This window comes from Geobacter sulfurreducens PCA (assembly GCF_000007985.2).
In the GTDB taxonomy this organism is placed as follows: Bacteria; Desulfobacterota; Desulfuromonadia; order Geobacterales; family Geobacteraceae; genus Geobacter; species Geobacter sulfurreducens.
Genome location: NC_002939.5, coordinates 1,825,319 through 1,851,153, shown reverse-complemented (window position 1 = coordinate 1,851,153; position 25,835 = coordinate 1,825,319). Strand labels below are relative to the sequence as shown.

Below are 25,835 nucleotides of genomic sequence, written 5' to 3'. Positions count from 1 at the left end.
AGTGAGGCCGCTACCCCTTATCAGGGAGCGTTGAAGCGATTTCGTCCAGAATGCCGTTGATAAAAGCCGGCGAGTCCTCGGTACCGAATTTCTTTGCCACCTCGATGGCTTCGTTTATGGTGACGTTCTTGGGAATATCGGACCGGAACAGCAACTCATACATGGCCATTCGCAGGATGCTCAGGTCGACCCGGGCCATGCGGCCGATGGACCAGTTTTTCGATGCGCCGGTGATGGCAGTATCGATCTCCTGGCGGTGCTCCAGAACTCCGCGGACCAGGTCGTCGGCAAAGCTTCGCCCCGCCGCCGCTCCGGGCTCTGATTCGTCCAGCACGAGCTCAAGGAGCGGCGCAGCTTCGCCGGCAGCATAGTCCCTTGAGTACAGCATCTGCAGGGCCAATTCCCTGCCGAGGCGGCGGGCGCCCACTAGCGGAGCTCCCGGTAGAGGCGCGCCGTTTCGATGGCGGTCACTGCCGCATCGAAGCCCTTGTTTCCAGCTTTGGTTCCGGCCCTTTCGATTGCCTGCTCGATGGTATCAGTGGTAAGCACGCCAAAGACGACCGGCACGCCGGTGGCCAGGGAAACATGCGCGATCCCCTTGGAAACCTCGGCAGCCACGTAATCGAAGTGAGGCGTGGAGCCGCGAATCACGGCACCGAGGCAGATTACGGCATCGTAGTTTCCCTTCTGGACCAGTTTCTGGGCCGTAAGCGGAATTTCAAAGGCCCCAGGGACCCTGACGACGTCGATGTCGCCATCATCGCCACCGTGGCGGACCAGAGCGTCCAGGGCACCCTCAAGAAGCCGCTCTCCGATAAAGCTGTTGAAGCGGCTCACAATAATGCCGAATCGAAGTCCGGTAGCGTCGAGCTTGCCTTCGATGAATCGGGGCATGGTATCCTCCTCAGATATTTTCCAGCAAATGGCCGAGCTTTTCGCGCTTGGCCTTGAGATAGTCGAGATTCGTAGTGGTGGGCGGAATTTCGATGGGAACTCGCTCCACGATATTGATGCCGTAACCCTGGAGGCCGATCAGTTTGCGGGGGTTGTTGGTCAGAAGCCTGATGTTCCGCACCCCCAGGTTCACGAGAATCTGGGCGCCGATGCCATAATCACGCAGGTCCGGCTTGAAGCCCAGGGCCAGGTTCGCCTCCACCGTGTCTTTCCCTTCGTCCTGCAGGGCATAGGCTTTTAACTTGTTGAACAGACCGATACCGCGCCCTTCCTGGCGCATGTAGAGGATGACCCCGCGCCCTTCGGCCTCGATCATTTCCATAGCCCGATGGAGCTGGCTGCCGCAGTCGCAGCGCAGGCTGCCGAAAACGTCGCCGGTCATGCACTCGGAATGCACCCGGACGAGCACCGGCTCATCCCCCCTGATCTCTCCCTTAACCAGCGCCAAGTGCTCCAGTCGGTCAACGTCGTTCTCAAATGCAATGGCCCTGAATTCCCCGAAATCCGTGGGCAGAAGCACGTCTGCCGCACGCCTCACCAGGGACTCGTGCTTGAGCCGATAGGCCACCAGATCCGCGATGGTGCAGATCCTGATTCCGTGCTCCTTGGCGAAAACCTTGAGTTGCGGCATTCGCGCCATGGTGCCGTCATCGTTCATGATCTCACAAATGACGCCGGCGGGCTTGAGTCCGGCAAGACGAGCCAGATCGACCGAGCCTTCGGTTTGGCCGGCACGAACGAGCACTCCGCCCGGCTTGGCCCGCAGCGGGAACACATGGCCCGGACGGGCGAGGTCATCTGCCTTTGCGTCATCGGCAACAGCGGTCAGAATGGTGTGGGCCCGGTCCGCCGCTGAGATGCCGGTTGTCACCCCCCGTTTTGCCTCGATGGATACGGTGAAGGCCGTGCCGAACGAGGAAGTGTTTGCCGAAACCATGAGTGGCAGTTGGAGATGATCGCACCGTTCGGTCGTCATGGTGAGACAGATGAGCCCCCGCCCGAACCGGGCCATGAAGTTGATCGCCTCGGGGGTCACCATTTCCGCGGCCATGGTCAGGTCGCCTTCGTTCTCACGGTCCTCATCGTCCACCAGAATCACCATCTTGCCTTGGCGGATATCTTCAATTGCTTCCTCAATACGTGCAACCGGCATTGGTCTCTCCGTCCCTTACATAGGTAATCATTTCATATCTCACAAAAATCCGTTCTTTGCAAGAAGCTCAAGGGTTACCCCGCCGTCCCCCTTTGAGGGTTCCGTACCGCCTCCCAGGAGTCGTTCGATGTATTTGCCGAGAATGTCCGTCTCAATATTGACCCGGTCGCCCGGCCGAAGGTGCTCCAGGGTCGTTTTCACCGCGGTATGGGGAATGACATTGACCGAAAACGAGTCGGCGTCAACCCTGTTTACCGTCAGGCTGATACCGTCCACGGCCACCGAGCCCTTGGCCACCAGGTAACGGCTGAATCCGGAAGCCATCCGGAAGGTGAACAGGATGTTGCCGGACACCTCGCGACGCCCCTCGACCGTTGCCACCAAATCCACATGACCCGTCACCAGGTGGCCGCCGAGACGGTCTCCAAGACGGAGAGCCCGCTCCAGGTTTACCGGAGCTCCCGTTGCCAGACTGCCGATCGTGGTACGTTCCAATGACTCGGGGGAAACATCGAAGGTGAGTTCGCCCCCCCCTTTTGCTACCACCGTGAGACAGGCACCATTGACCGCGACCGAGTCGCCCAGATTCACGGACTCAAGCGGCAGCGCTGTGGCCACGGCAAGGCGTGCCGCCTCTCCCCGGCGCTCCAACCGCCGCGCGGTACCCACGTCTTCAATCAATCCAGTGAACATGCTTCCTCCGGATAGGCCTCGATCATGACGTCGCCGCCGAAACGCCGCACCCGCGCCGTTTCCAGGCGAAATGCCCGCCCCATGCGCTCCACCGATTTTCCGCCGAACAACCCGATGCCGGCGGCACCGCCCAGAACTATGGGGGCGTAAAAGAGAATGAACTTGTCGATCAGTCCTTGACGGAGAGCCGCACCAGCCAGTTCGCTCCCCCCCTCCAGCAGGATCGACTGGATTCCCTTGGCGCCGAGGCGCTGCATGAGATCCCGCAGGTCCACGCGACCTTTGTCGGATGCGCAACGGATGACCTGCGCTCCCCGCGTCTCCAGAAACCCGATTCGCTCCTGATCATCCGACGTGGTCGCGATGATGGTGCCGCGGGCCAAGTCGTCTCCCAGCACCCGCGACTCATTTGGTATCTTTAGGCTGCTGTCCACAATGATTCTGAGAGGATTTTTCCCCTTCACGTGGCGCACGGTTAGTTCGGGGTTATCGGCCAGCAGGGTTCCGACTCCCACCATAACGGCATCTACCTCTGCTCGAAGCTGATGCACATATCGTCTTGATTTATCGTTAGTTATCCAGCGTGAGTCACCAAGCGCAGTAGCTGTCTTCCCATCAAGGGTAAGAGCGCTCTTGAGGGTGAGAAAAGGAAGCCCTGTTGACACGTGCTTCACAAAGGGTTCATTGATCAGCCGACACTCCTTACCCAACACGCCGGTAATTACCTGAATACCTACCGCTTCGAGGCGGGTGATCCCCTTGCCGCAGACCGTGGGGTTCGGATCGACCATGCCCACGAAGACACGTGCTACTCCCGCAGCAACCAGGGCATCTGCGCACGGGGGGGTGCGGCCGAAGTGGGAGCATGGTTCGAGCGTCACATAGACATCAGCTCCGCGAGCCAGCGGGCCGGCTTCGCGCAACGCGTGGACCTCCGCATGGGGGGTGCCGGCCTTGCGGTGCCACCCCTCTCCGACCACGACACCCTCACGCACGATCACACACCCTACCACAGGGTTGGGGGATGTCTTGCCAATGCCTTTCCGGGCGAGAGAAAGGGCACGCCGCATCATGTTTTCATGAAAAGATGTCATGGGATTGGGAGTGAGACTGCTACTTCTTGAGAAGATCCTGGAGCTCGGACATAAACTCGTTGACATCCTTGAAGGAACGATAGACCGAAGCAAAGCGGACGTACGCCACCTCATCTATGTCATGGAGCTCGGTCATGACCCATTCACCGATGGTGGTACTCGGCACTTCCTTTTCTCCGAGTTCCGGCAGGCGGGCCTCCAGCCGGTCCACGAGCCGTTCGATGGTTTCCCGGGACACCTGTCGCTTTTCACAGGCCTTCTGAATGCCTGCGATAAGCTTGAGCCGGTCGAATGGCTCGCGGCGTCCGTCTTTCTTGAGTACCAGGGGCAAGACTTCCTCGATCCGTTCGTGGGTTGTGAACCGCTTGCCGCACGACTCGCATTCGCGCCGGCGGCGGATAGCCGCCCCACCCTTATCGGGGCGCGAGTCCACCACCTTGCTGTCGAGTTGACCGCAGAACGGACATTTCATGACGCTCTTCCTTTCAAGTCCGAGAAACGCTCCACTGCTACGCCGGATTCGCCGATCATCTCGCGGGCAAGGTCATCCGAGTATCCCTCTTCGTACACGATGCGCCGGATGCCGGCATTGATGAGCATCTTCGAACAGATGATGCACGGCATGGTAGTGCAGTAAAGGGTGCCCCCGTCGATATTGGTGCCGTGCTTGGCCGCCTGGATGATGGCGTTCTGCTCGGCGTGGAGGCCGCGGCAGAGTTCATGTCGCTCGCCGGACGGGATGCCGAGTCTCTCTCTCAGGCATCCCACGTCGAGACAGTGGGCCACGCCGGAAGGTGCGCCGTTGTAACCGGTGGCAAGGATGTTCTTGTCCTTGACGATGACCGCTCCCACCTGGCGTCGCAAACAGGTCGAGCGTTTAGCCACCAGGTGTGTGATCTCCATAAAATATTCGTCCCAGGTGGGTCGGGTCATGAGGTCTCCAGTGCGGGAAATACGCGCCAGAATACACCGATGATCCCTGAAAGGTCAAGAAATTAGCCCTTTGACGCGGGGTTGCACCGGGCAAATGCATGATTGACAGAGGAACGCCAAGGTTCGGATAATGAGACATTACTGCCAGCGCGAAAGAGGTTTGCCCATGACCCCTGAAAACCTGCTCACTCGTCATTTCGGCCCGGCAACTACAGCCTGCGGCATCGTGCTCGCCCATAGCCGCCACGTGGCGGCCAAGGCCCTGGCAGTGGCGCGTCGGCTCCGGGACCCGTTGCTCGATCTTCGGTTCATAGAAGAAGCGGCCCTGCTCCACGACATCGGCGTCTGCCGGACCAATTCCACGGGCATCGGCTGCACCGGCGAGGCCCCCTATATCCTCCACGGCATCATCGGTCGGGAGATTCTGGAGGCCGAGGGGCTCCCCCGGCACGCCCTCGTCTGCGAACGTCATATCGGTGTCGGCCTCACCGTCGAGGACATCGAACGTCAGAGTCTGCCCCTGCCTCGGCGCGACATGGTCCCCCTTACCCGGGAAGAGCGAATCGTCTGCTTTGCCGACCTGTTCTTTTCCAAAAAACCCCGCTCCCTCGACCACGAAAAGCACCCCGACGAAGTGAGAGCGAATCTGCGGCGTTACGGCGACCATAAGGTTGCCATCTTCGAGGAGTGGTTGGCTGAATTTGCGGTATAGTTGAAACAGTGAACAGTGAAGGATTCACTCACAGGAGAGGTGAACGAGCCATGGCGGCACCGGCAGCGCTGAAGAGAATATCTGCAACGGTTTGGGAGCTTCCCGTAAGCTACAAAAAGGGAATGCTCGTTCCCGCCCGCATCATTGCCACGGAAAAACTCATCAACGCCATGGATGCTGGCGTTTTCGAGCAGGTATCCAACGTGGCCTGTCTGCCGGGCATCCAGAAATACGCCTTCTGCATGCCTGACGGCCACTGGGGGTACGGCTTTCCCATCGGCGGTCTGGCGGCCATGGACCCGGAGACGGGGGTCATTTCTCCCGGCGGCATCGGCTTCGATATCAACTGTGGCATGCGGCTGGTCCTGACCACTCTCACCTACGAAGAGGTGAAGCCGCGCCTGCGCGAACTGGTGGATGCCCTCTTCTACCGGGTGCCGGCCGGGGTCGGGAGCCATGGTTTTGTGCGGCTGTCCCACGATGAGTTCTGCCGCGTGGCCGAGCAGGGCTCATCGTGGTGCCTGAAACATGGCTATGCCTGGCCCGAAGACCTGGAGATGACCGAAGAACATGGCTGCTTCACTGGAGCCGATGCCACGAAGGTCAGCCAGAGAGCCGTTGACCGGGGATACAACCAGATCGGGACCCTCGGCTCGGGCAACCACTACCTGGAAGTCCAGGTGGCCCGCCCCGAGAACATTTTCGACGAGGATACCGCCCGGGCATTCGGCATTACCGTGCCGAACCAGGTGGTGATCATGTTCCACTGCGGCAGCCGCGGCTTCGGCCACCAGGTGGCCACCGACTATCTCCAGCTCTTCCTGTCGGTCATGGAGAAAAAGTACGGCATCCGCACCAATGACCGCGAACTCGCCTGTGCCCCCTTCCGCTCCCGCGAGGGGCAGGACTACTTTGCCGCCATGAAGTGCGCGGTGAACATGGCCTTTGCCAATCGCCAAGTCATCCTCCATCGCATCCGCGAGGTCTTCTCGGACGTATTCGGTCGCGACCCGGGCGATCTGGGCATGGATATGGTCTACGACGTGGCCCACAACACCGCCAAGCTGGAGACCCACCTGGTGGACGGGAAAAAACGCGAACTGCTGGTTCATCGCAAGGGGGCCACCCGGGCCTTTGGCCCCGGCATGGAGGGGATTCCCGCCCGCTACCGGGAAACGGGCCAGCCGGTCATTATCGGCGGCAGCATGGAAACCGGCTCCTATCTGCTGGCAGGCGACCCGGGAGGCGGCGACACCTTTTTCACCACGGCCCACGGCAGCGGCCGGACCATGAGCCGCCATCAGGCGAAAAAGTTGATCAAGGGACAGAAGCTGCAGCGGGATATGGAGGAGCGCGGCATTTACGTGCGGACCGCGTCCTGGGGAGGACTGGCGGAAGAGGCGGGGCAGGCCTACAAAAACATTGATGACGTGGCCGAGGCCACTGAGTTGTCGCATCTGAGCCGGCGGGTCGCACGGCTCGTGCCCATCGGAAATGTCAAAGGTTGAGCAGGTGATGCTGAAATTTTGACGCGGGCAATGGGCTCGTGCATTCAGATTTTCAGATCAACGACCAGGCCCTTGAGCTCAAGTATCTTGTTGGTGATGGCGAGACGATCTTTGTTCTCGGTCATGATGAGGCGATAGAGATTGTCGGCCTCCCGGTCGATCACGGTGATGATTTCGAAGCAGCGGGGGTTGAGGGTCGTCCCCCCTACCCGCTGGAGGCGGTAGGCATGGGATGTGACGTTTTTCGTGATTCGGCCGATGAGATCGCGAAACGTGCGGAAATTTGCAATGGTCGGCTCCCGCTCCAGCTCGTTGCCGACCTTATCCAGTTCATCCTTGAGGACCTGCAATTCCTGCTCGTAGTTTTCGAACTCAGACCGGTTTCGAGTAAGAGTCCGGACAAACGGTGATCCGGCAACGTCCGACCGGCTAAGAGATTCCTGCTTTCCCTTTTTGTCCACATCGCGGGAAGAAAGGCGATCACTGATCCTCATTGACTGACTCCTGTGTTCTCTGTGTTCTGCATATCGTTGGTGCGCTCCCAGGGCGAATCGGCAGGCGCGATGCAGTTGCCGCGCCAATCGACTGAGATGATGACGTCATCGTCATCCACGCCGATGGTCCTGTCGCAGCTCAGATTCACCATGCCGCCGTAGGTGTAGACCGCACCGCGGTCTTCGTACCAATGGTACAGCCGGTATCCCCCCATGTCGGCAGACACCGACGAGGGAGCCCCCGCTCGGATTATCAATTCGTCCAAAGGGGCGCCCTTCCAGGCCCGCATCTGGGTGCCCACGGGGGAGCAGCCCCAAAGAACCGCGAGTGATGTCAAAATGATCAGGAAATATTTCACGTTCCACCCACACCAGAGAGACGTTCCCGTTGCCGATGCAGGAACAGTGCCTTAGACGACGGCACGGCATTGACTTCGGTATAGTTTCGCCGGACATGGGCGGATAAGGCTCTTTTTTCGCCCCGTTGGGCATGCAATTGTGTATACTGCATGCAAAATAATGCGAAACAAAGCTGTCGGCACCGTATTCCGCGCAGCCGGCAGCCTTCATGCTTCCGAGTGAATTACCTACGCAATCGGGGGGACCATGGCCAAAAAAGTCTTTATCGGCGCTACAGGACAAAACTGCGGAAAAACAACCATGAGCGTCTCGCTCATGCACTTGGCGCGACAGAAATACCAGAGGGTCGGCTTCATCAAGCCCATCGGCCCCAAGATCGAGATGTACAACGGCCTCACCGTCGACATGGACGCCATCCTCATGGCGCGGACCTTCGGCCTGGAAGAAGACCTGGCCCTCATGAATCCCGTGCCCCTCCCCAAGAACTTCACCCGCGACTACCTGAGCGGCAAGTTTGACTGCCATACTCTCAAAAAAAAGATTGTCGAAGCATTCGAAATACTTGACCAGAGCTATGACTTCCTGATTATCGAGGGTGCCGGCCACTGCGGAGTCGGCTCCGTCATCGGTCTCAGCAATGCCTGTGTAGCCCATATGCTCGGGGCACCGGTAATCGTGGTGACTGACAGCGGTATCGGCAGCGCCATCGATGCCGTGCACCTCAACCTGGCCCTCTACGAAAAGGAGGAGGCCGACGTCCGGATGGTCATCGTCAACAAGCTCCGCTCAGACAAGCGGGACTCGATCCTCGGCTTCCTCAGGCGGGGGTTCCCGGGGCGTTCACTCCAGGTTACCGGTGGCTTCAACTATTCTCCCGTCCTGGCAAACCCGACCCTTTCCCATATCGGAAAACTTCTCAATCTCCCCGTTCATGGCGACGCGGACGGGCACAGCCGGATCATCCACCACATTCACCTGGGAGCGGCATCGTCCCAACGGGTGGTGGACGCCCTGGAGGATGCCACACTGCTGGTCCTCACCAGTTCACGGGATGAGCTGATCGTCACCCTGTCGTCTCTGTATCATATCCCATCCTATAGGGACAAGATCGCAGGCCTCGTCATTGCTGGTCACATGCCGGTATCGGAAATAACCCAGCAGATTCTGGACGACAGCATGATCCCCTACATCCGGGTTCATGACTCCACGGCGCGAGTGTTCACAACGCTTATGGAGGACGTTTCCAAGATCACTGCCGAGGACCAGGAAAAGCTCAACTGGATCAGGGCAAATGCCGAGAACGAAATCGATTTCGAGGCAATAGACGCTCTGCTCTGATTGCCTGCGCCATGCCCTATCGCTATCTGCCAGATATCGCCACGGCCGACGTCGCCTTTGAAGCGTGGGGTGAAACTCGTGAAGAGATGTTCTGCGCTGCGGCTGATGCCCTCACCAATGTCATGGTCGACGACCTCGCGTCGGTCACCCCGACTGAAGAGATCGTCATCTCTCTTGCAAACGAAGAATTAGACCTTCTTTTGTTCTCGTTTCTCCAGGAACTGATCTTTCTTAAAGACGCCCGATGTTTCCTGCTCAGGGTCCCCCGGATCATGATCACCGAGACCGAGGAGGTCCTGCACCTCGATGCCATCGCCCGCGGCGAGCGGATCGATAATGAGCGCCATCCCATGATGGTCGATGTGAAGGCGGTAACTCTGCATCTTTTTTCGGTCTGGCGGCAAGAAAATGATTGGTGGGCCCGGGTGGTGCTTGATATATAGGGAGAATAAACTCAAGCCATCCGCGGAGGATGTTTTTAATGAAGATCAACTCGATCACGGCAGTTGCGGCATGCCTTATCCCCTGTTTTCTGGCCAATTCAATGGCCTTCGGCGGTACATGTGACTTCATGAGCCTCACTTCCGCTGGCGGGAACGACTATATCATCAAGACCAACGGTTCAATCTCCAACGTCCAATCGATTATCCTGAAGGTCGGTTACAGTGATGAAAATAGGCTTGCGAGCAAGCAACCGGTTTCGCAAGAGGGAACCGCCCAGTGGACTTTTTTCAATTCCACTCCCCGCTCGGACGGACTTCTGATTTACGCGTCAACGCAACAGCCCCTCCATCTTTCAGGCACAGTGGCGCGCATCCGCTTCGCCCGCGTAACGACACCCCCAACCCTTGCATGCACCATCACCGCGGACTACGTCAAATCGGAAAAGAATCAGGACACGTCGAACAACTCGACTACTTCCGGTTCCTCTGGCAATTCTAGCGCCACAGTTGCTGACGAAACAGTGAAAAGTGGTGATAGTTTTACGACCCAGAATGATCAGGGCACATCCTCTAATGGTCTGGAGACCTCTCAATTTGGCGCAACCTCGATGACAGTTCGCCCAGACGTCCACGATGGAGGCGAAACTCCGCCTCCCCCCCACGAGGAACAAGAACAACCCGAGGATGAACTGCAGCACGATGAAGAGGTCACGCCGACGGCTCAGCCAGAGCTGCCGTCGCAGCCCGATGCTACGCCCCCCCCTTCACCCAGCAGGTCTCCCGAGCATGTCGAGTACCGGAGCATCCTGAGCCGTTTCCAGGCAGAAGCAGGTGAAAGGACTCCGTCCGCGCTCATGGATCTTTTCAGCGAGCCCGTCGCGCAGGGGATCTCCCAGACGCCACCGATCGGGCTCAGTGACGGCGAATCCATTGTGACTCTCACTCTGAAGGCTACCGGGGACGATGGAGCAACGCCCCTTTTCATTCTGAAAGGTGCGCGCCTCCTGGCTCTGACACGTGAGCCGGGCGGGTTTTGGGCTGTCAAGACTCTGCCCGACAGAGGTGTCAGCGAGGCAGTCCTGACCGTCTTGTCAGGAGAGGACAGTGTGGTCTACCCCTTGACGGTGGCCCCCCGCATTAATATCAAACCGAAGGAGGGGGAACCTCTGACCGAAGCCGACTTTACGGCGTTCATCGCTCAACGGGGCGGAGAGCAGGGGCAGGCAGGCGATCTGAATGGTGACGGCAAGCGCGATTATCTGGATGACTACATCTTTACCGCGAACTACCTCGCCGCCACCTCAACACCCCTTTCTGGAGCTCGGACAAAAGAACCATCCCCATCGCCAGCACAACCGTAGCGACAAGTGCTCGGACCGATAACGGTTCCGTGTGAAACAGGGGATTGAGGGCCGGGGCAGGCAGGCGATCTGAATGGTGACGGCAAGCGCGATTATCTGGATGACTACATCTTTACCGCGAACTACCTCGCCGCCACCTCAACACCCCTTTCTGGAGCTCGGACAAAAGAACCATCCCCATCGCCAGCACAACCGTAGCGACAAGTGCTCGGACCGATAACGGTTCCGTGTGAAACAGGGGATTGAGGGCCGGGGTAAAAACGACGGCAAGCTGAAGACAGAACGTAATAACGATGGCACCGACGAGGGGCCGGTTGGACATAATGCCGATGCGCAGCAGCGAAGTCCGGTCGGAGCGGACCGCAAGCACCACTGCCATGCGGTTCAAAACCAAAAACGTGAAGACCATTGTCTGCCACGGCAGCCTCATCCGCAGGGCAATAGCCTGAAATGCCAATGCCGCGGCCCCGATCACCAAGCCATAGCCGGCCGCGTAATATCCTCTCCCTCCAGCAAAAACCCCTTCCTTCGGGTCGACGGGCGGTCGACTCATCACATCCCGCTCAGCGGGTTCTCCTGCCAGGGCAAGCCCCGGCAGGCTGTCGCAAAGAAGGTTCAGCCAGAGTATCTGAATGGGGAGCAACGGCAGCGGCAACCCGAAAAACGGTGCAAGCGTTATGGCCACGAGAGTCCCGATGTTCGAGGTGATCGAGTAGGTAATAAACTTGAGGATATTGGCGTAGATCCGGCGCCCCTCCCGTACGGCCCTGACAATAGTGGCGAAATTATCGTCCAGCAGCACCATGGCCGATGCCTCTTTTGAGACATCCGTGCCGGTTATTCCCATGGCAATACCGATATCCGCGCGCTTGAGCGCCGGCGCGTCGTTGACCCCATCGCCGGTCATGGCCACGAAATGCCCCCGGTTCTGGAGCGCCTTGACGATCGTGAGCTTCTGCTCGGGGGCCACCCGCGCATAGACCCGGATCTGCTCCACCCGCGCCTCAAACTCTTCCGGGCTCAGTTCCGCCAGATCCCGTCCGGTCAGCACCGCGTCGCCGTCATCTTCAAGGATTGCCAATCGCCGGGCAATGATACGGGCCGTGAGCGGGTGGTCGCCGGTTATCATCACTGGGGTGATGCCCGCGTTCCGGCACTGGGCAACCGCCTCGGCAGCCTCCTCGCGGGGGGGATCCATCATGCCGGCAAGACCGAGAAAAATCAGATCGCTCTCAACCTCATCACTTTCCAGCCGGTCGGGCAGATACGGCCAGCGGCGCATGGCCAGGGCAAGCACCCGGAGGCCACGGGCGGCCATTTCAACCGTTACGCGCTCGATCTCTTGCCGGTCCAGGGGGACCTCCCCGTTGTTGGTAAGCATCGCCACCGACCGGGCCGTGAGCACTTCGACCGCACCCTTGGTAAAGGCCAGGACGGTATCGCCATCCCGGTGAAAGGTAGTCATACATTTGCGTTCAGAATCAAAGGGAAGTTCGGCCACCCGCGGGTGGAGGGCCTCGATTTCGGTGCGGATCACGCCGCAGGCACGCCCGTAGGCAAGAAGAGCCGTTTCGGTGGGGTCGCCGACAAGACCTCCTTCCGAGTCTTCACGCGCATCGTTACACAGGACCAGAGCCGTCGTGAAAAGTGTTGCGGCTGATACGCCGGATGAGCCGGCGTCGGTACCCTCAAGATCGCCCGGCCAGACGTTCTCCACGGTCATCTTGTTAAGGGTCAGGGTGCCGGTCTTGTCGGAGCAGACATAGGTGACCGAACCGAGGGTCTCCACGGCGGGAAGTCTGCGGATAAGGGCATTCTGGCGGACCATCTTGCGCGCACCCAAGGCAAGAGTGATGGTCACCACTGCCGGCAGAGCCTCCGGGATAGCGGCAACTGCCAGGGATATGGAGGTTAGCAGCATGAGGAGGAGAGGCTCTCCCCGCAGCAGCCCCAGTGTGAATACCACCGCGCAAATGGCGAGCACCGCCAGCGCAAGGCGCTTGCCGAAATCGGCGAGACGCCGCTGGAGCGGGGTTTTTGTTCCTGCCTCCTGTTGCAGCATCGCGGCAATCCGGCCGAGCTCGGTTCCCATCCCCGTGGCGACTGCGATGCCGATGCCGCGGCCGTAGGCGACCACCGTTCCCTTGTAGGCCATATTGCGCCGATCGCCCAACGGCAAATCCGAATCGAAAAGCTGTTCCGAGAGTTTCTCAGCGGGAAGCGATTCCCCGGTAAGAGCCGCTTCCACGGTCTTCAGATGCACCGCTTCCGCAAGGCGTACGTCGGCCGGCACCACGTTTCCCGCCTCCAGAAGGACCAGATCGCCAGGGACGATCTCTCGGGCGGGCACGCTCAGATGCTCGCCGCTGCGCAGCACCGCAGCGTAGTTGCCGGACATCTCCCGAAGGGCGGCCATGGCGCGCTCGGCGCGATATTCCTGAGCAAAGCCGATAACGGCGTTGAGCACGACAATGGTGATGATGGGCGCAGCGTCCCCCGGCTCGCCGATGATGCCGGCCACCACTGCCGCGCCGATCAGCACAATGATCATGAAATCGGTAAACTGGCCAAGGAACATAACAAGGGGCGTCCGCCGGGCCTTTTCCTCCAGTTCATTCGGACCGTATGCCGCCAGGCGCCGGCGGACCTCATCACTATCAAGCCCGGTGAGGGAGGTTTCGAGTCTGGTCAGAGCATCTTCAATGGATATGTGGTGCCATTCCGTCAATTAGAGATCCTCCACGGCCGTACGCGCCGCAGCGACTATTTCAGCAGGTGACTCCAGGGTAAAGCGGATGGCCTTGCCAAAGGTCACCCGCACTTCGCCCCTGGCGGGCCAGGAGGCTCCGCGGGGAAATACCTGTTCAAGCCCACGGATTCGCACCGGAACCACGGGAATGGCCAGTTCCCGGACCATCACCCCGAGACCCGGTCGAAACGGCAGCAAGGTACCGTCGCGCGAACGTTCGCCCTCGGGGAACACCAGTATGCTCATTCCCCGGTCCGCCAGTCCCCCCATGAAACGAAGCGCTCCCCGGAAACCGCGACTCTGGGGAAGCGGAAACACGGTAAAGGCTACCGATGCGTACTCGTAGGCAAGGCGTTTCCAGATCTTTTGCGCGAAGTTCTTATAATTCCGGAAGAAAAACTCCTCCCAAGCAGCCGTGGCGGTTGTATAGCGCCATTCCGAGGGAAGAGCGGACATGATAACAGGGTGATCGAAGTAACTGAGGTGATTGGAGACGAACAGGACCGGACCGTCCAGCCCACCCAGATGTTCCCCCCCTTCTACCTTCAAACTGGCGTAGTGCCTGATCAAAGGACCATGAAGGATCATGTCCAACACCCGCCGTACAGCCAGTGCCACGGGGCGGGCGGTCCAGAACCTAAACCGCTCGCGGCTGTGGACCTTTGACCGGAGACGGATGACCTCCCGAAGTTCGGCCACCCGCGTGTGGGGGCCAATGACCGTGTCCTCCAGATCGAGACGAAATTCCATCTCTATCGCGTTGACCAGTTCGAGCCTGCCGATGGAGGTGAGCCCCAGATCGGTTGTCAGCACCGCGTCGTCCGTTACCTTTTCAGCCGGGTTCCCAGTGATCCGGGCTATCATCAGCGACAGTCTGTCACTGGAGCCCCCTGCCCCGCCAGTACCATCTCCCTGGGCAACCCGTTCCTTGACAAGAAATTTCCTGATCTTGAGGGTGGTTGTCTTGGGAAACTCAGCGTCGGGCCAGATGGACCAGCCGGTGATCCGGTGAAGATCGTCAAGCCGCCCGTTGATCTCGTTGATGATCTCCTCCACCTGACGACCGCTCTCATCGGGGATCAACACGGCGTGAACCTCTTCCCCTTTCCCGCGGTCCAGACCGATCACGCAGGATTCGCGCACGCCGGCAGCCCGGTTGAGCATGGACTCGATCTCGTCGGGGAACACATTGACACCTGCCCCGGTGACGATCAGCTCCTTTTTTCTGCCCAGAATCCGTAGCCACCCCGCACCGTCGAATTCTCCCAGATCGCCCGTGCGGAACCAGCCGTCGTCAAAGGCATCCCGGGTGGCCGCTTCGTTGCGGTAGTAGCCGGGGAAGACGTTGTCTCCCCGGGTCATTACTTCACCGTCAACGAGCTTCAACTCGACCCCCGGAAGTGCCGGTCCCACGGAGCCGGCCACCTGCCGCTCAAGCGTATTAGCCGTGAGGACCGGCGCACATTCGGTGAGACCATATCCCTCCAACACGGTGAATCCGAGCCCGGCCCAGAAGCGGAACACCTCCGGGGCCAAGGGCGCTCCCCCTGAAACGAACAGGGAAAAGTGGCGTCCGAATTTCCGGTGAATCGGGGCGAACAGCAGCTTGCGCCTTTGGGCCGGCAGGCGCTCGGCAACAGTCAGCAGTCGGGCCAGTACAGGCCCGAGCCCCCGGGCATCAAGCTCCCGCTCGATGGAATCCTTGAGTAACTGGAGAAGGCGCGGCACGGCGATAAGCGCATGCACATCCTCTTCTCCCAGAGCTTCCATGATGGCCGACGGCTTGAGGGTACGGATATAGACCACTGATGCGCCCTGGTACAAGGGGGTCAGAAACCCGCCCATCTGTTCGAACATGTGCGACAGGGGCAAGAGCGAAAGAAACACGTAGTCGCTGCTGACAATGGAGATGTGACGGTTCACCTGGAGCAGGTTGGCAACCAGGTTCCGGTGGGTGAGAATGACCCCTTTCGGCGTTCCGGTGGTGCCGGAGGTGTAGATCAACTCGGCGATATCGTCCGGATCGGGCACGTGGCGGGTAGTTAGCTGCGGGCACAACTCCAGAAGGAAGGGCAGTTCCTCCAGAAGCACCGCAGGCCGGCCGGCGAGTCGCTCAAGCTTGTCCCTGCTCTGGATAACGAGTCGGGCATCGGTGAGGCCGGCGATGGTATCCGCCCGGTCGGCACCGGACATGAAGTCGACCGGCACCACAATGGCGCCGCGGGCAATGATGCCCCAGAAGGCAATGCCCCACCAGGGTGAATTGGGTCCCCAGAGCACGACACGATCCCCGGTCCCCACCCCCCGGTCGGCAAGCCAGGCGTTCATCCTGAGCGAGTAATCATGGAGGAATGCATAGGTATAACGGTACCGCCGCACGCCGGTCCGAAACACGAACGCCGTGTCAAGGCTTCTGCCGCTGAATGAAGAGAAAAGGTCTGCCAGGGTTTTCATGTCGTGTCCGATACCGTCATCAGTGAACTGAAGAACGAATAGAGTATAAGGACGAAACCCTGTCATGCAACTGTATACGTGATACAGGCGCACCTGGCGGGACGATATGCGGACACGGCAACCAATGTCTGGGGGAAATGCCGGGGTGAACCGGCAGGAGTCCGCTGGTCAGCGGGAGATACACTCGGCAATGTGGGCGGAATGCTCTACCACGTCGCGGACAAAGTCGTCCCGACGCTGAAGGCGTGTTCTCCCCAGATACGAGATATACCCCTTGAGGGAGGAATCCATCAGGTACGCGCGACGGACGAGCCTGATCTCACTGTAGAGCAGAAGAGCAAAAACGGGCACGGCTATGTAGGCGGCAGCATTCCTGACCAGCATGGCCGTTCCGCCGACAATGATCAGGCAACCGAGTCGCATGAGACTGCGGGACAGGGCATTATCGAAAACATCGCCCCGCAATTCAATCAGGTGGGAAACGAGGCGTGCCTCGTGGTGGTCGAAAAAACGGGAGGCATTGTAGTGAACGGCAGGTCGATCTCCCCGCCGGGCCTTGGTTTGCACGAGGAAGTGGATGTCGGTCAGCTGTTCATCGGCCGCAATGAATGCTTTGAGCGTGGCACAGGTCATAAGCCGTCTCGGTGACGCAGGCGTCGTTACACAACAAAACCCACTGATAAACAGACCTGTTTAGTGTATACCAGCCTTTTCGCCATGCGCAATCACAAATTTATCTCCCGGAAACGTCATCGTTCCCACTCTCTGCGTGTGCGGTGGGCGAGAACGGCGTTCTCGAAATCGATCTCCTCCAGAATACGCTCGGCTTCTCCCCGAGTGAGACCGACGCTCGGTCTGTTGCCCATCCAATGAGTCAAGTCATCAGTCGGGGGATTGAGGGGCTGCGGTTTCGGCGGCCCCGGAATCAGTTTCCCGTTGATGAAGAGAGCAGCTTCATAGGCCCCCTCCTTCCTTACCAACAGGAACTCGGCGAGACCGCCGGAACTGAGATGTTTTTTCAGGATCAGTTTCTTGACGATCATTGATAGCTCCATGAACAGCGATCAACTTGATATTCTGCGAGATTTTGGATACAGTTTACCAAACTGGCGGATTCAGCCGCCAGTGGCGGTGCCGGGAGGTTTCATGGGCAGATACATACGGGAAGAGCGAACAGCCAAAGAGAAAATCCAAGACACGGTCAACACAATAATCGCTTTTTTTCTCATGATCGTTGCCTCGGCTCTCGTGGTTCTCTTGGTATTTCTGTTCTACGAAAACTCCAAAGGCTGATCCAAGACTCTTTCTTGCCGGCTCGGGCCGTCATCTTTTTTGATGACGGCTTTTTTCATTTCAGGAACCGGCTGTTAACCACGTTCTGGGGCTCTCCCGCCAGGAACGTTGCCACGTTGGCCGCCAGGATTCCCATAAGTCGACGGCGGGCTGCCAGGGAAGCCCATGCCAGATGCGGCGTGAAAATACAGTTCGGCGCCCCGAGGAGTGGGTTGTCGGGACTCATCGGCTCGTGGGCGACCACATCCAACCCCGCGCCGGCAAGTTTTCCGCTATGCAGGGCAGCGGCCAAATCGACTTCATTGACCAAGCCCCCGCGCGCCACATTGAGAAAGAAGGCGCTCGGCTTCATGAGCGAGAGGAGTCGGCTGTTCACAAAGCCGGTATTCTCAGCAGTTTGGGGACAGTTGAGGGATACCACGTCGGAACCGGCGAACAGTTCGTCAAGAGAAACGAACCGGACGGGCACCGGCCCAAGGTCTGCAGGAACGCGGGGGGCATACGCCATTATCTTCATGCCGAAGGCCGCCCCTACTCGCGCCACGGCCCGGCCGATGGTGCCGTACCCGACAATGCCCAGCGTGAGGCCGTCAAGCTCGACAATGGGCGTCTTCCAGAATGAGTGGTCCGGCGAACGGACCCACTCGCGGGCCTTTACGGCTGAATCATGGATCCCCACGTGTACAGCCAGTTCAAGAAGAAGGGCAAAAGTGGTCTGCACAACCGATTCGGTGGAATAGGCCGGGATATTGGCCACGGGAATGCCGCGCTTGCCGGCAGCCTCCACGTCAACGTTGTTGTATCCCGTGGCCAGCATCGATATATAGCGCAACTTGGGCAGCGCCGCCAGAGTAGCCTCGTCGAGCTTGACCTTGCTGGTCAGGACAATATCCGCATCCTTGGCCCGCTCCACCCGCAACTCGGGCGGGGTCCGGTCATAAATAGTGCAGTCGCCCAACTTCTCCAGCGGAGTCCAGGGGTTGTCACCCGGATTGATGGTATAGCCGTCCAGGATGACGATGTTGGGTTTTTGTATCATATATGTCACGCTCCGATTCCTGATATGGGTATGTTGAGAAAGATACGTGTGGAAAGTAGCAGCAGGCAACGATGCTGTCAATGGTCTCAAAACCATCCGGAGTATCCTGATTGCACTAAAGAAATCACGCATTCTGCCGAAACGGTTGGAGAGGAGTCAACAATGACAGATGCCATTACGGATGAAACACGCGCGCCGCGCTTCCCTTTTCCCATTCTCATCGTTGACGACAACCGCCTGCTGCGCACCATGCTGGAAACCAGCTTGAAATCTGCCGGTTACGATGTGGTAATGGCGGAAAACGGCAAAGAGGCCCTGGAAATCTTCAACAAGGGGTACTACCCTATCGTCATGACGGACTGGGTAATGCCGGAAATGGATGGGCTCGAACTCTGCCGGGCCATCCGCGCCGACTGTTCCGGCCGTTATACCTACATTATCCTCCTCACCTCCCAGGACTCGAAGAACGATGTCATCGCAGGACTTGAAGCGGGTGCAGACGAATATCTCGTCAAACCGGCCCACCAGGTTGAGCTGTTGACCCGTCTTAAAACCGCCAAGCGAATCCTCGACCTGGAAAGCTCACTGAAAAAAAGCCTGGAAGAGATCGGCAACCTCTCCCGGATCGACACGTTGACCGGCGTCTACAACCGCCGCTACCTGGATGAGCGCCTTTCCCCCGAAATCAAGCGAGCTTACCGCTATGAACGGGCACTGTCCCTGATTCTTGTCGGGATTAACGACTTCAGCGGGATTACCTCTGCCCACGGACATTACGCGGGCGAGCTGGCTCTCAAGGGGTGCGCCGACGTTCTCGCCGAATCGATCCGCAGGGACATCGACTGGCTGGCACGTTACGATGACGACAGATTCGTGGTTGTTCTTCCTGAAACAGACGCCTCGGGAGCCATGATTCTCGCCAAGAGGCTCCGGATTCGGATTGCGTCGATGGCGCTGAAACTGTACGACAAAGAGATCAAGGTCAATGCAGCCTTCGGGGTAGCCGGTTTTACCGCAACCCAGCAAAAAGAGGGAATGACGCCCCACATTCTGCTCGACAAAGCGGACCGCTCATTGCGGGAAGCCTTGGAAGAAGGGGGTGAAATGATCAAGGGAGTCCAGCTTCATTGATGGGCAAAAATATACCTATTCACCTGTAAAGAACCGCTTGATGCTCCTGCCCATTTCGCGGAAAGCCTCACCGGTTTTCCTGCCGGTTTCCCGAAACCACTCCCCAACGCTCCTGCCGGTCTTTTTGGCCTCCTGACCGGCCTCTTTGCCCATCTGTTTTACGCCCTGACCGATCTCTTTGCCCCCTTCCTTGAATGCCTGGCCCGTCTCCTTGCCAATGGTCTTGAAACCCTCTCCGACCTTCTTACCCCCTTCCTTTATTCCTTCATCGGCACCGGCCGCGCATCCCAGCAGCAAAGCAACAGCAACCACGACTACTGAAAGCACAGCCCGAATTCTCTTACCTCGCGGGAAACCGTTATTTGTTCGCACTATTCGTTACCTCCTTTGCCTCGAATGAGAAGCTCTTCCGCTCGAGGTAGATCCTCTTCGGCCACATAGATTTCCAGCATACCCGTGTCACCTCTTTCTCGACGGAGAAAATACTCGATGCCGCCTTTTCTCAGGACGGTTTCCACACTGGAACGATCCGTTTCATCTTTAGGGTCATAAAAACGTGCCATGATCAGGACCTCCCTTCCCGTATGCCCGAAGGCCGGTTGAAATCGGCCTCCCTTTTGGAGGCACACCTTCATCTAATTAAATAGTAGCATGAAACCGCAAGAAGGATTGCGCCTTTCATCATTAGCCGGAACAGTGAAAAGTATTGGACGCTTAACTATTCATGCAGTATGCTGGCGACTCCGTATACGGCAGATACCGTGAAACGCCAAGGCCGACGGCGCCTGAAAGGAGCGGGATATCATGTTGCTGGAGGATGTGGGAAATGAGGTCTACAAGACATGGAGCAATACCAAACGGCGGGACGAAATAGCCAAGCTTGTCCAGGGATATCGGTCAGGGCTGCCGGCGTTCATTCTCTGCCGAATGACGGAGGCCATTGCCGGCAGTCGCAAGCGTGCCAGGAAGTTCCTGCACGAAATGATGCCCCCTGCGGAACGGCAGGAGGCGGTGACGCGGGAAAGCGGTCCGATGGCGGAGTTTGTGAAGGATTGTCTGCTCTGATTGCGGTGTTACATTCTACAGAAGCTGAACTTCACTCACCCGTACGATCAGCACATCCTGCCGGAAACGCTCGGTGAGCTCCTCGCGAAACCGGTGCCACCAGGGCCGGTCCAAATGCTCAGCCATCACCTCGTAGATCACGATGTCATCGTGCACGGTAGTGGTGGCTGAATCCTTCCACAACCCCTTTGCCGGCGATCTCACATAGGTGGTTATTCCGCCGTAGCGCTCTGTCAACTCGTCCCGGACCCGGACGAATTCCTCCTGGGGGAAATTAGTGCCGTCATTGTCGTAGAGCGGCAGCAGTATCTGGAAGAGATACATGGCCTATCCTCCTTCCGCTCGCTTATTCTGCTCACCGGGCATGCCGACAGTACCGCCGCGGATTGCCTCGAAGGGGCACTCCGTCACGCATCGGCCACAGGCGCTGCATCGCTCGGAGTAGTCGAGCACCACTGTTTTTTTCCCATCTTTTACTTCAAGGCTCAGAAGCCGGCTCGAACAGGCTGCCACACATCTACCACACCCTTTGCACCGCCCCGCATCAATCTCGATCATGGTGTGTTACTATCTCCTCAGCGCCAGCTTGTTTTCCGCGTAACGCCTTGATATCCCGACACGTTTGCGACTGACCAAAGTTTTTTTGACAACAGGTATCGCAATAACGATCGACACTGATTACCATGTACGTATGTACACCACCTCTGAACAGCTGATGCCCTTGCCCGATCTGTGGTTGCCTTTGCCCTCCGACTCGGGAATCGCCACCGACATTCTGACCGCACAGAATGCGCGGCTCTGGGCGCTGGTGCTGGAGGCGCGGTACGTGCCCGTCCGGGTGGAGCAGAACAGCGCCGGCTGGCGAGTGCTCGTTCCGGCGTCGGCTTTTGCACGAGCTCTCAGGGAGGTGCGCCTCTTTGAGCAAGAGAACAGCAATTGGCCCCCTCCCCCACCACCGGCTCGCCCATTGGAAGAGAACACCCTCTCCACCCTTTCAGTACTGCTTCTGCTCGCGATTTTCCACAATCTTACCCGGTTCGGCGTAACCTTGCCCGGTCACGCTTCCTCCGACTGGTTCGACCTCGGTAATGCCAATGCAGCTGCCATTCTCGACGGGCAGTGGTGGCGAGCCGTGACCGCACTGACACTCCATGCCGATGTTTCGCACCTTGCAGGCAATCTCGCCATCGGCGGCTTCATCGCCGTCCTCCTCTGCCGTGAGCTCGGAGCGGGCTTGTCATGGGCGCTCCTGCTCGGCTCCGGTATTCTCGGCAACCTCACCAACGCTTACTTTCAGCTTCCTGCTCATCGCTCAGTGGGGGCCTCGACTGCAGTTTTCGGCGCAGTCGGTATCTTCGCTGCGCTCAGTGCTATGCGCTACGTCCATCACCCGAACCGGCGGGGGTTGATTCCCGCCGCCGCAGGACTGGCCCTGCTGGCCGCGTTAGGCACGGAAGGCGAGCACACCGACCTGGGCGCCCACCTTTTCGGATTTCTCTGGGGAATCGGATTCGGCATTGCGGCGGAATTCAGGCTGGCAACCAGCGGTCGGCCGGGACGGATGGTCAACGCGTTGTTGGCACTGGCCAGCGCTCTTATCGTTATAGTTGCGTGGTGGAAGGCATTCACCGCGGGAAGCTGAGTTATTTCACTCTATGCCCTTCCCCGCCCGGGACGGCCACGAGCACCATTCGGGGGAAGAGGCTGCGATCCGCCTCGGCCATCCGTTCCGGGCCCAGCCGGCTCAACTCCTCGCGCAGACGGTCCGCGGCGGATATCAGCCCGGCCACATCCACCCGTTGGCAGACCGGTCGTACCCGCCGCAGGTAGCCTGCCCCCCCTTGCAAGAGACTCATTGCCCCGCCCAAATTACCGTTGCGCCAGTGATGGAGGGCAACAGCCAGTTGCAGCGCACCCTGGTAAAAATCCCGTATCTCTCCCTCGCTGCCGATCCAGAGATCTTCCAGAGTTTCGTGACATTCGAACCAGTCGCCCCGATTGAACTCACCGAGCGCCTGGAGCAGCTTGCCTGAAATCGATTGCTCGCACAGATCCATGGTTCCTATGATCGCCTCTGCCTACTCAATCTATTCTCACTGACAAGTGAAACAATCTTCGTACAAAGGTCAAGCCAATGCACCCGACTTGGCTCGCGCATCTCCGTATTCCTTGAATGCCCGCAGAATGAGCCGGGCGCCGTCCAGCACCTGACGGCGGTAATCAGCCATGAAAACACCACTCGAACGTTGATTGATCACCACACACACCACGGCGGCACGGTACCTCATCCCTCCAAGAAAATGAAGGAAAAACCCTGCTTCCATCTCCATGTTCTGGAGTTCGAGCCCCGGCCAGGGACTGGCAAGGCGCTCGAAAGCGTCGAGCAGATTCACCTGGGTAGTGCCGACACGTGCAACGCCTCTCCCCTGTTCCGCAAAGAAACCCGCACTGGAGATGGTGAGGCCCCGGGTCCAGTTTAACTCCAGGGTGCTCGCCGCAGCAGTGAGCGAAGCCAGCAGGCCTCGGTCGGACCTAGCGGCATACGGGGCAATTTTACCGGCAAAGCGCGCGCCCGGCAGTTCTGTGCCGGTAAGGACAGAGCCAACCTTCTCTTCCAGCAGGGCGCAGGCCTCATCGGGTAACGGGATGTCATAGTAAAGGGCGGTGTTGTCCAGGCCCACCACATAGTCGGTCAGGATTAGCGTGCCGACAGGGGTGACCGGATTGAGCCCGCCGGAGGTACCGAGGCGCACAAGGGTCAACGGTTGCCACCGCTCGCGCCGGGTCATTGAGGCAAAATCAACCTCGTTGAGTGCTGCCAGTTCATTGAGGACAATTTCCGTTGATGGAGCGCCGATCCCCGAGGTGACAAAGGAAACCCGTTGGCCGGTTTCAGCGGTCACACCGGTAATGGTGCGAAAACCACGGTGGAAACGGTCCACCTCTCTTAGTGCCAGTAACTCCTCAGCCAGCACAGGGACCCGATCGGGGTCCCCCACCACGATCACGCGCCGTGCCAACTCTTCAGGCGCCAAATCGAGATGGTACACTCTGCCCCGTACAATCGGCAGGTCATCCGGGGTGAGCAGTTTGCCCATATATGCCCCCTTCATCGCATAAATCTTGAGGTTACTGTATCGGTGAATTGCACAAAGGCAAGCCTCGCCCCGTCAGATTTCAAGCCCATTGGAGGCGAATCACCCCCTTACTCCTTGACTTGTTCATAAACAGCGATACGTTTCCAGTGATTGCCCCGATGGAATTACGGAACGGCCGGAGAATCTGCCACAATGTCAAGCCAGATCCAGCGCGTGTGACGTGCCGCTCCACGGTGTGTTTTCGCAATCTGGATACGTACCCGTGAAATCCGTGCCGGATGCAGTCCGGCGCATGTCGCGCCGGCGGGAGGTGGCTGTGAGATTTCCATCTGCCCTTGAAGATCCCAACATTTCGGTTCGCCTGCTGAGTGCGGAAGAGACGATCCACTCCCTCCAGAAACGGGAATTTATCGGAGAAGAGCTGGACTCCTGCCATTTCTGGCTGCAGGAGGGCAAGGAAGTCTTCAGGGACGCCGTGTGCGGCATCCTTCCTTATGACAGTTATGACAAGATATGGGCAACGCTCAACCAGATACGCCATATGTTCTGCAGAATAGTGCCACGGGAGGAGCTCCAGGCGCTCGTCGTGGAAATCAGGGCCGGGCTTTCCTACGTGGCGGCAAGAAAATGTCGTGACGAATACGACAAGGATCTGAATGAAATCGAGAAGTCTCTGGGTCTTTCAGCGCATCACAGCCCCACTCTCCAGAATGAACGTGAGCTCAGAAGAGCACTTGAACGATTATCGAGAATCGCAGCCGATGCTCGGGAGAGCCACTGGCGCAAGGTAAACCTCTTTCGCAAACGGTTGTTCCTCACATCCCTGTCCCTTATGGTGCTCCTGCTGATGAGTCTTGTGCTCCTGCCGTTCGTGCTGCCCGCAGGAGCCCCATCTTGGATCGAAATTTTCCTGATCATCAGCTTCGGCACGATGGGGGGACTGGTCAGCGCCCTCAACTCACGAGAACCCCTGGAGAGCCAGACATCCGCCTACTACATCCAGCGTACGCTCCTTTTCCTGCGCCCTTTCATCGGCGCAACAGCGGGCCTCATCGTCTGCCTCATGCAGGCAACCGGCTTAATTTCTCTCCTGCCTGCAATGGCAACGGGAGCCGACTCCCGGGTGTTTCATCCGGCGTATTTGGTGTTGGCTTTTGTTGCAGGGTTCAGCGAACGCTTCTTTATTACCCAACTTGAGAAAGTCAGCGGTGGGGCCAGAGATAGGAAAGACTAGCGATAACACTGTCATGCGACGGCATTATTGAATTATATAGAAGGTCAACCTGAGGCGATACGACCTAGGTCAGACCTAGTCACCGATTGTGGAGGCTTCATGCGATACCGTATCTTAGCAATTGCGATGGTGTCCCTGCTCGCTGCGCTGCCTGCCGCCGGCGCAGACGTGAGAGACTTGGCCACATGCACCACAAAGGTCTTCAACGAGATAAATCTGACTCGCCAGTGGTCCGGTAAGGCTCCCGCCGGCTGCACGGCCACAGTTGCCGTTGAAAAGCGGGCGGACGGCATCTTCGTTACCGCATGGACCGTCGAGGCCACTGCCGGCGGTTGGGTGCTGACCGCCTTATCATCAGCAGCCGGCTATGCCGAGGTGGCCGATAAAAAAATACTCGCCAGGGCCAATCGCGAGATAGTCAGTCGGGCCGCGCGCCTCGGCAAGTGCCTTGATTCGATCAAAGCTGTCAATGACCCGCTGGAGTGCCGCACTCATGCCACCAAGTCCTACCTTGTTGATGAGGTGACCGGCACCGAACACAACCGTCTCATCTGGCTCGACGACAATGGAAGGCATACCGTCGTCGAGTACAGTTTCGGTGATACGGAGGCAACGCCGACGCCTCCGGCCGATCTGTTTGAAGGCACTCCCATCCAACCCGGCGTGATCATTCAGCTGTACCGCGAGGTGAATGCACTACCTTCCCTGAAACCCAATTTCGCCTCATGA

General features: G+C 58.7%; 31 protein-coding genes. 11 read left to right on the top strand and 20 right to left on the bottom strand.

Features of this window, described 5'->3' with window-relative positions:
- Positions 1–10: 10 nt before the first annotated feature.
- From nusB to GS_RS08410, 7 genes are read right to left on the bottom strand one after another with little or no spacing between them, the layout of a single operon-like run.
- Complete coding sequence (nusB, locus tag GS_RS08440; protein WP_010942335.1) at positions 11–427, bottom strand: transcription antitermination factor NusB; 417 nt, start codon at positions 425–427, stop codon at positions 11–13.
- Positions 427–894, bottom strand: a complete 468-nt coding sequence (gene ribE, locus GS_RS08435) for a 6,7-dimethyl-8-ribityllumazine synthase (protein WP_010942334.1) — start codon at positions 892–894, stop codon at positions 427–429. Before ribE ends, nusB begins: the two co-directional genes overlap by 1 nt.
- Before the next feature lie 10 nt (positions 895–904).
- Positions 905–2,107, bottom strand: a complete 1,203-nt coding sequence (locus GS_RS08430) for a bifunctional 3,4-dihydroxy-2-butanone-4-phosphate synthase/GTP cyclohydrolase II (protein ID WP_010942333.1) — start codon at positions 2,105–2,107, stop codon at positions 905–907.
- A gap of 39 nt (positions 2,108–2,146) precedes the next feature.
- Positions 2,147–2,800: a riboflavin synthase gene (locus GS_RS08425; protein ID WP_010942332.1), complete on the bottom strand. Its 654-nt coding sequence runs from the start codon at positions 2,798–2,800 to the stop codon at positions 2,147–2,149.
- Positions 2,785–3,894, bottom strand: coding sequence for a bifunctional diaminohydroxyphosphoribosylaminopyrimidine deaminase/5-amino-6-(5-phosphoribosylamino)uracil reductase RibD (ribD, locus tag GS_RS08420; protein ID WP_010942331.1), 1,110 nt, complete (start codon positions 3,892–3,894; stop codon positions 2,785–2,787). The genes GS_RS08425 and ribD overlap by 16 nt, the downstream gene beginning before the upstream one ends.
- Before the next feature lie 19 nt (positions 3,895–3,913).
- Entirely contained in the window at positions 3,914–4,366 is a 453-nt protein-coding gene (gene nrdR / locus GS_RS08415; RefSeq protein ID WP_010942330.1) for a transcriptional regulator NrdR, read from the bottom strand.
- Positions 4,363–4,827 (bottom strand): deoxycytidylate deaminase, encoded by a 465-nt coding sequence (locus GS_RS08410; protein ID WP_010942329.1) that lies wholly within the window; start codon positions 4,825–4,827, stop codon positions 4,363–4,365. The genes nrdR and GS_RS08410 overlap by 4 nt, the downstream gene beginning before the upstream one ends.
- A gap of 166 nt (positions 4,828–4,993) precedes the next feature.
- On the opposite strand from GS_RS08410, the gene GS_RS08405 reads away from it, so the two are divergent.
- Together GS_RS08405 and GS_RS08400 are read left to right on the top strand one after the other, a co-directional pair.
- On the top strand, positions 4,994–5,539 hold the full coding sequence (locus GS_RS08405; RefSeq protein ID WP_010942328.1) for an HD domain-containing protein: 546 nt from the start codon (positions 4,994–4,996) through the stop codon (positions 5,537–5,539).
- A gap of 50 nt (positions 5,540–5,589) precedes the next feature.
- Positions 5,590–7,047 carry an RtcB family protein gene (locus GS_RS08400; RefSeq protein WP_010942327.1) on the top strand — a complete coding sequence of 486 codons (1,458 nt, stop codon included), beginning with the start codon at positions 5,590–5,592 and terminating at the stop codon, positions 7,045–7,047.
- Between the two features lie 44 nt (positions 7,048–7,091).
- On the opposite strand, the gene GS_RS08395 is transcribed toward GS_RS08400, so the two are convergent.
- Together GS_RS08395 and GS_RS17580 are read right to left on the bottom strand one after the other, a co-directional pair.
- Complete coding sequence (locus GS_RS08395) at positions 7,092–7,541, bottom strand: YaaR family protein (protein ID WP_010942326.1); 450 nt, start codon at positions 7,539–7,541, stop codon at positions 7,092–7,094.
- Complete coding sequence (locus tag GS_RS17580; RefSeq protein ID WP_235045015.1) at positions 7,538–7,768, bottom strand: hypothetical protein; 231 nt, start codon at positions 7,766–7,768, stop codon at positions 7,538–7,540. The genes GS_RS08395 and GS_RS17580 overlap by 4 nt, the downstream gene beginning before the upstream one ends.
- Before the next feature lie 379 nt (positions 7,769–8,147).
- Between GS_RS17580 and GS_RS08385 the strand changes: the two genes are divergently transcribed.
- From GS_RS08385 to GS_RS08375, 3 genes are read left to right on the top strand one after another with little or no spacing between them, the layout of a single operon-like run.
- Positions 8,148–9,239: a phosphotransacetylase family protein gene (locus GS_RS08385; RefSeq protein ID WP_010942324.1), complete on the top strand. Its 1,092-nt coding sequence runs from the start codon at positions 8,148–8,150 to the stop codon at positions 9,237–9,239.
- 11 nt (positions 9,240–9,250) lie between these two features.
- Positions 9,251–9,682, top strand: coding sequence for an archease (locus tag GS_RS08380; protein WP_010942323.1), 432 nt, complete (start codon positions 9,251–9,253; stop codon positions 9,680–9,682).
- A gap of 38 nt (positions 9,683–9,720) precedes the next feature.
- Complete coding sequence (locus tag GS_RS08375) at positions 9,721–11,043, top strand: hypothetical protein (RefSeq protein ID WP_010942322.1); 1,323 nt, start codon at positions 9,721–9,723, stop codon at positions 11,041–11,043.
- Positions 11,044–11,155: 112 nt separating this feature from the next.
- On the opposite strand, the gene GS_RS08370 is transcribed toward GS_RS08375, so the two are convergent.
- The 4 genes from GS_RS08370 to GS_RS08355 form a co-directional block, all read right to left on the bottom strand.
- Complete coding sequence (locus tag GS_RS08370; protein WP_010942321.1) at positions 11,156–13,771, bottom strand: cation-translocating P-type ATPase; 2,616 nt, start codon at positions 13,769–13,771, stop codon at positions 11,156–11,158.
- Positions 13,772–16,246: an AMP-binding protein gene (locus GS_RS08365; protein ID WP_010942320.1), complete on the bottom strand. Its 2,475-nt coding sequence runs from the start codon at positions 16,244–16,246 to the stop codon at positions 13,772–13,774.
- Positions 16,247–16,414: 168 nt separating this feature from the next.
- Complete coding sequence (locus GS_RS08360; protein ID WP_010942319.1) at positions 16,415–16,879, bottom strand: hypothetical protein; 465 nt, start codon at positions 16,877–16,879, stop codon at positions 16,415–16,417.
- Between the two features lie 116 nt (positions 16,880–16,995).
- Positions 16,996–17,289, bottom strand: a complete 294-nt coding sequence (locus GS_RS08355; RefSeq protein WP_010942318.1) for a hypothetical protein — start codon at positions 17,287–17,289, stop codon at positions 16,996–16,998.
- On the opposite strand from GS_RS08355, the gene GS_RS08350 reads away from it, so the two are divergent.
- A complete protein-coding gene (locus GS_RS08350) occupies positions 17,279–17,539 on the top strand; it encodes a hypothetical protein (RefSeq protein ID WP_162470144.1) in 261 nt (86 codons plus the stop codon). The genes GS_RS08355 and GS_RS08350 overlap by 11 nt on opposite strands.
- Before the next feature lie 55 nt (positions 17,540–17,594).
- On the opposite strand, the gene GS_RS08345 is transcribed toward GS_RS08350, so the two are convergent.
- A complete protein-coding gene (locus GS_RS08345) occupies positions 17,595–18,578 on the bottom strand; it encodes a D-2-hydroxyacid dehydrogenase (protein ID WP_010942316.1) in 984 nt (327 codons plus the stop codon).
- A 162-nt stretch (positions 18,579–18,740) separates the two neighbouring features.
- Between GS_RS08345 and GS_RS08340 the strand changes: the two genes are divergently transcribed.
- Positions 18,741–19,709, top strand: a complete 969-nt coding sequence (locus tag GS_RS08340) for a diguanylate cyclase domain-containing protein (protein ID WP_010942315.1) — start codon at positions 18,741–18,743, stop codon at positions 19,707–19,709.
- Between the two features lie 15 nt (positions 19,710–19,724).
- Here GS_RS08340 and GS_RS08335 read toward each other — a convergent pair whose 3' ends face one another.
- A complete protein-coding gene (locus GS_RS08335) occupies positions 19,725–20,036 on the bottom strand; it encodes a hypothetical protein (protein ID WP_235045014.1) in 312 nt (103 codons plus the stop codon).
- 44 nt (positions 20,037–20,080) lie between these two features.
- Positions 20,081–20,272, bottom strand: a complete 192-nt coding sequence (locus tag GS_RS08330; protein WP_010942313.1) for a hypothetical protein — start codon at positions 20,270–20,272, stop codon at positions 20,081–20,083.
- A 241-nt stretch (positions 20,273–20,513) separates the two neighbouring features.
- Here GS_RS08330 and GS_RS08325 point away from each other — a divergent pair, with 241 nt between their 5' ends.
- Positions 20,514–20,774 carry a hypothetical protein gene (locus GS_RS08325; RefSeq protein ID WP_010942312.1) on the top strand — a complete coding sequence of 87 codons (261 nt, stop codon included), beginning with the start codon at positions 20,514–20,516 and terminating at the stop codon, positions 20,772–20,774.
- A 15-nt stretch (positions 20,775–20,789) separates the two neighbouring features.
- On the opposite strand, the gene GS_RS08320 is transcribed toward GS_RS08325, so the two are convergent.
- Positions 20,790–21,098 (bottom strand): hypothetical protein, encoded by a 309-nt coding sequence (locus tag GS_RS08320; protein WP_010942311.1) that lies wholly within the window; start codon positions 21,096–21,098, stop codon positions 20,790–20,792.
- Positions 21,099–21,101: 3 nt separating this feature from the next.
- Positions 21,102–21,332, bottom strand: a complete 231-nt coding sequence (locus GS_RS08315) for a 4Fe-4S dicluster domain-containing protein (RefSeq protein ID WP_010942310.1) — start codon at positions 21,330–21,332, stop codon at positions 21,102–21,104.
- A 133-nt stretch (positions 21,333–21,465) separates the two neighbouring features.
- Here GS_RS08315 and GS_RS08310 point away from each other — a divergent pair, with 133 nt between their 5' ends.
- Complete coding sequence (locus GS_RS08310) at positions 21,466–22,416, top strand: rhomboid family intramembrane serine protease (RefSeq protein WP_010942309.1); 951 nt, start codon at positions 21,466–21,468, stop codon at positions 22,414–22,416.
- Between the two features lies 1 nt (position 22,417).
- Here GS_RS08310 and GS_RS08305 read toward each other — a convergent pair whose 3' ends face one another.
- The gene (locus GS_RS08305) at positions 22,418–22,831 is read right to left on the bottom strand and encodes a DUF309 domain-containing protein (protein ID WP_010942308.1); all 414 of its coding nucleotides are present in this window, start codon (positions 22,829–22,831) and stop codon (positions 22,418–22,420) included.
- 69 nt (positions 22,832–22,900) lie between these two features.
- Complete coding sequence (locus tag GS_RS08300) at positions 22,901–23,872, bottom strand: uridine phosphorylase (protein ID WP_010942307.1); 972 nt, start codon at positions 23,870–23,872, stop codon at positions 22,901–22,903.
- Positions 23,873–24,188: 316 nt separating this feature from the next.
- Here GS_RS08300 and GS_RS08295 point away from each other — a divergent pair, with 316 nt between their 5' ends.
- Positions 24,189–25,106 carry a hypothetical protein gene (locus GS_RS08295; protein ID WP_010942306.1) on the top strand — a complete coding sequence of 306 codons (918 nt, stop codon included), beginning with the start codon at positions 24,189–24,191 and terminating at the stop codon, positions 25,104–25,106.
- Positions 25,107–25,205: 99 nt separating this feature from the next.
- The gene (locus GS_RS08290; protein ID WP_010942305.1) at positions 25,206–25,835 is read left to right on the top strand and encodes a hypothetical protein; all 630 of its coding nucleotides are present in this window, start codon (positions 25,206–25,208) and stop codon (positions 25,833–25,835) included.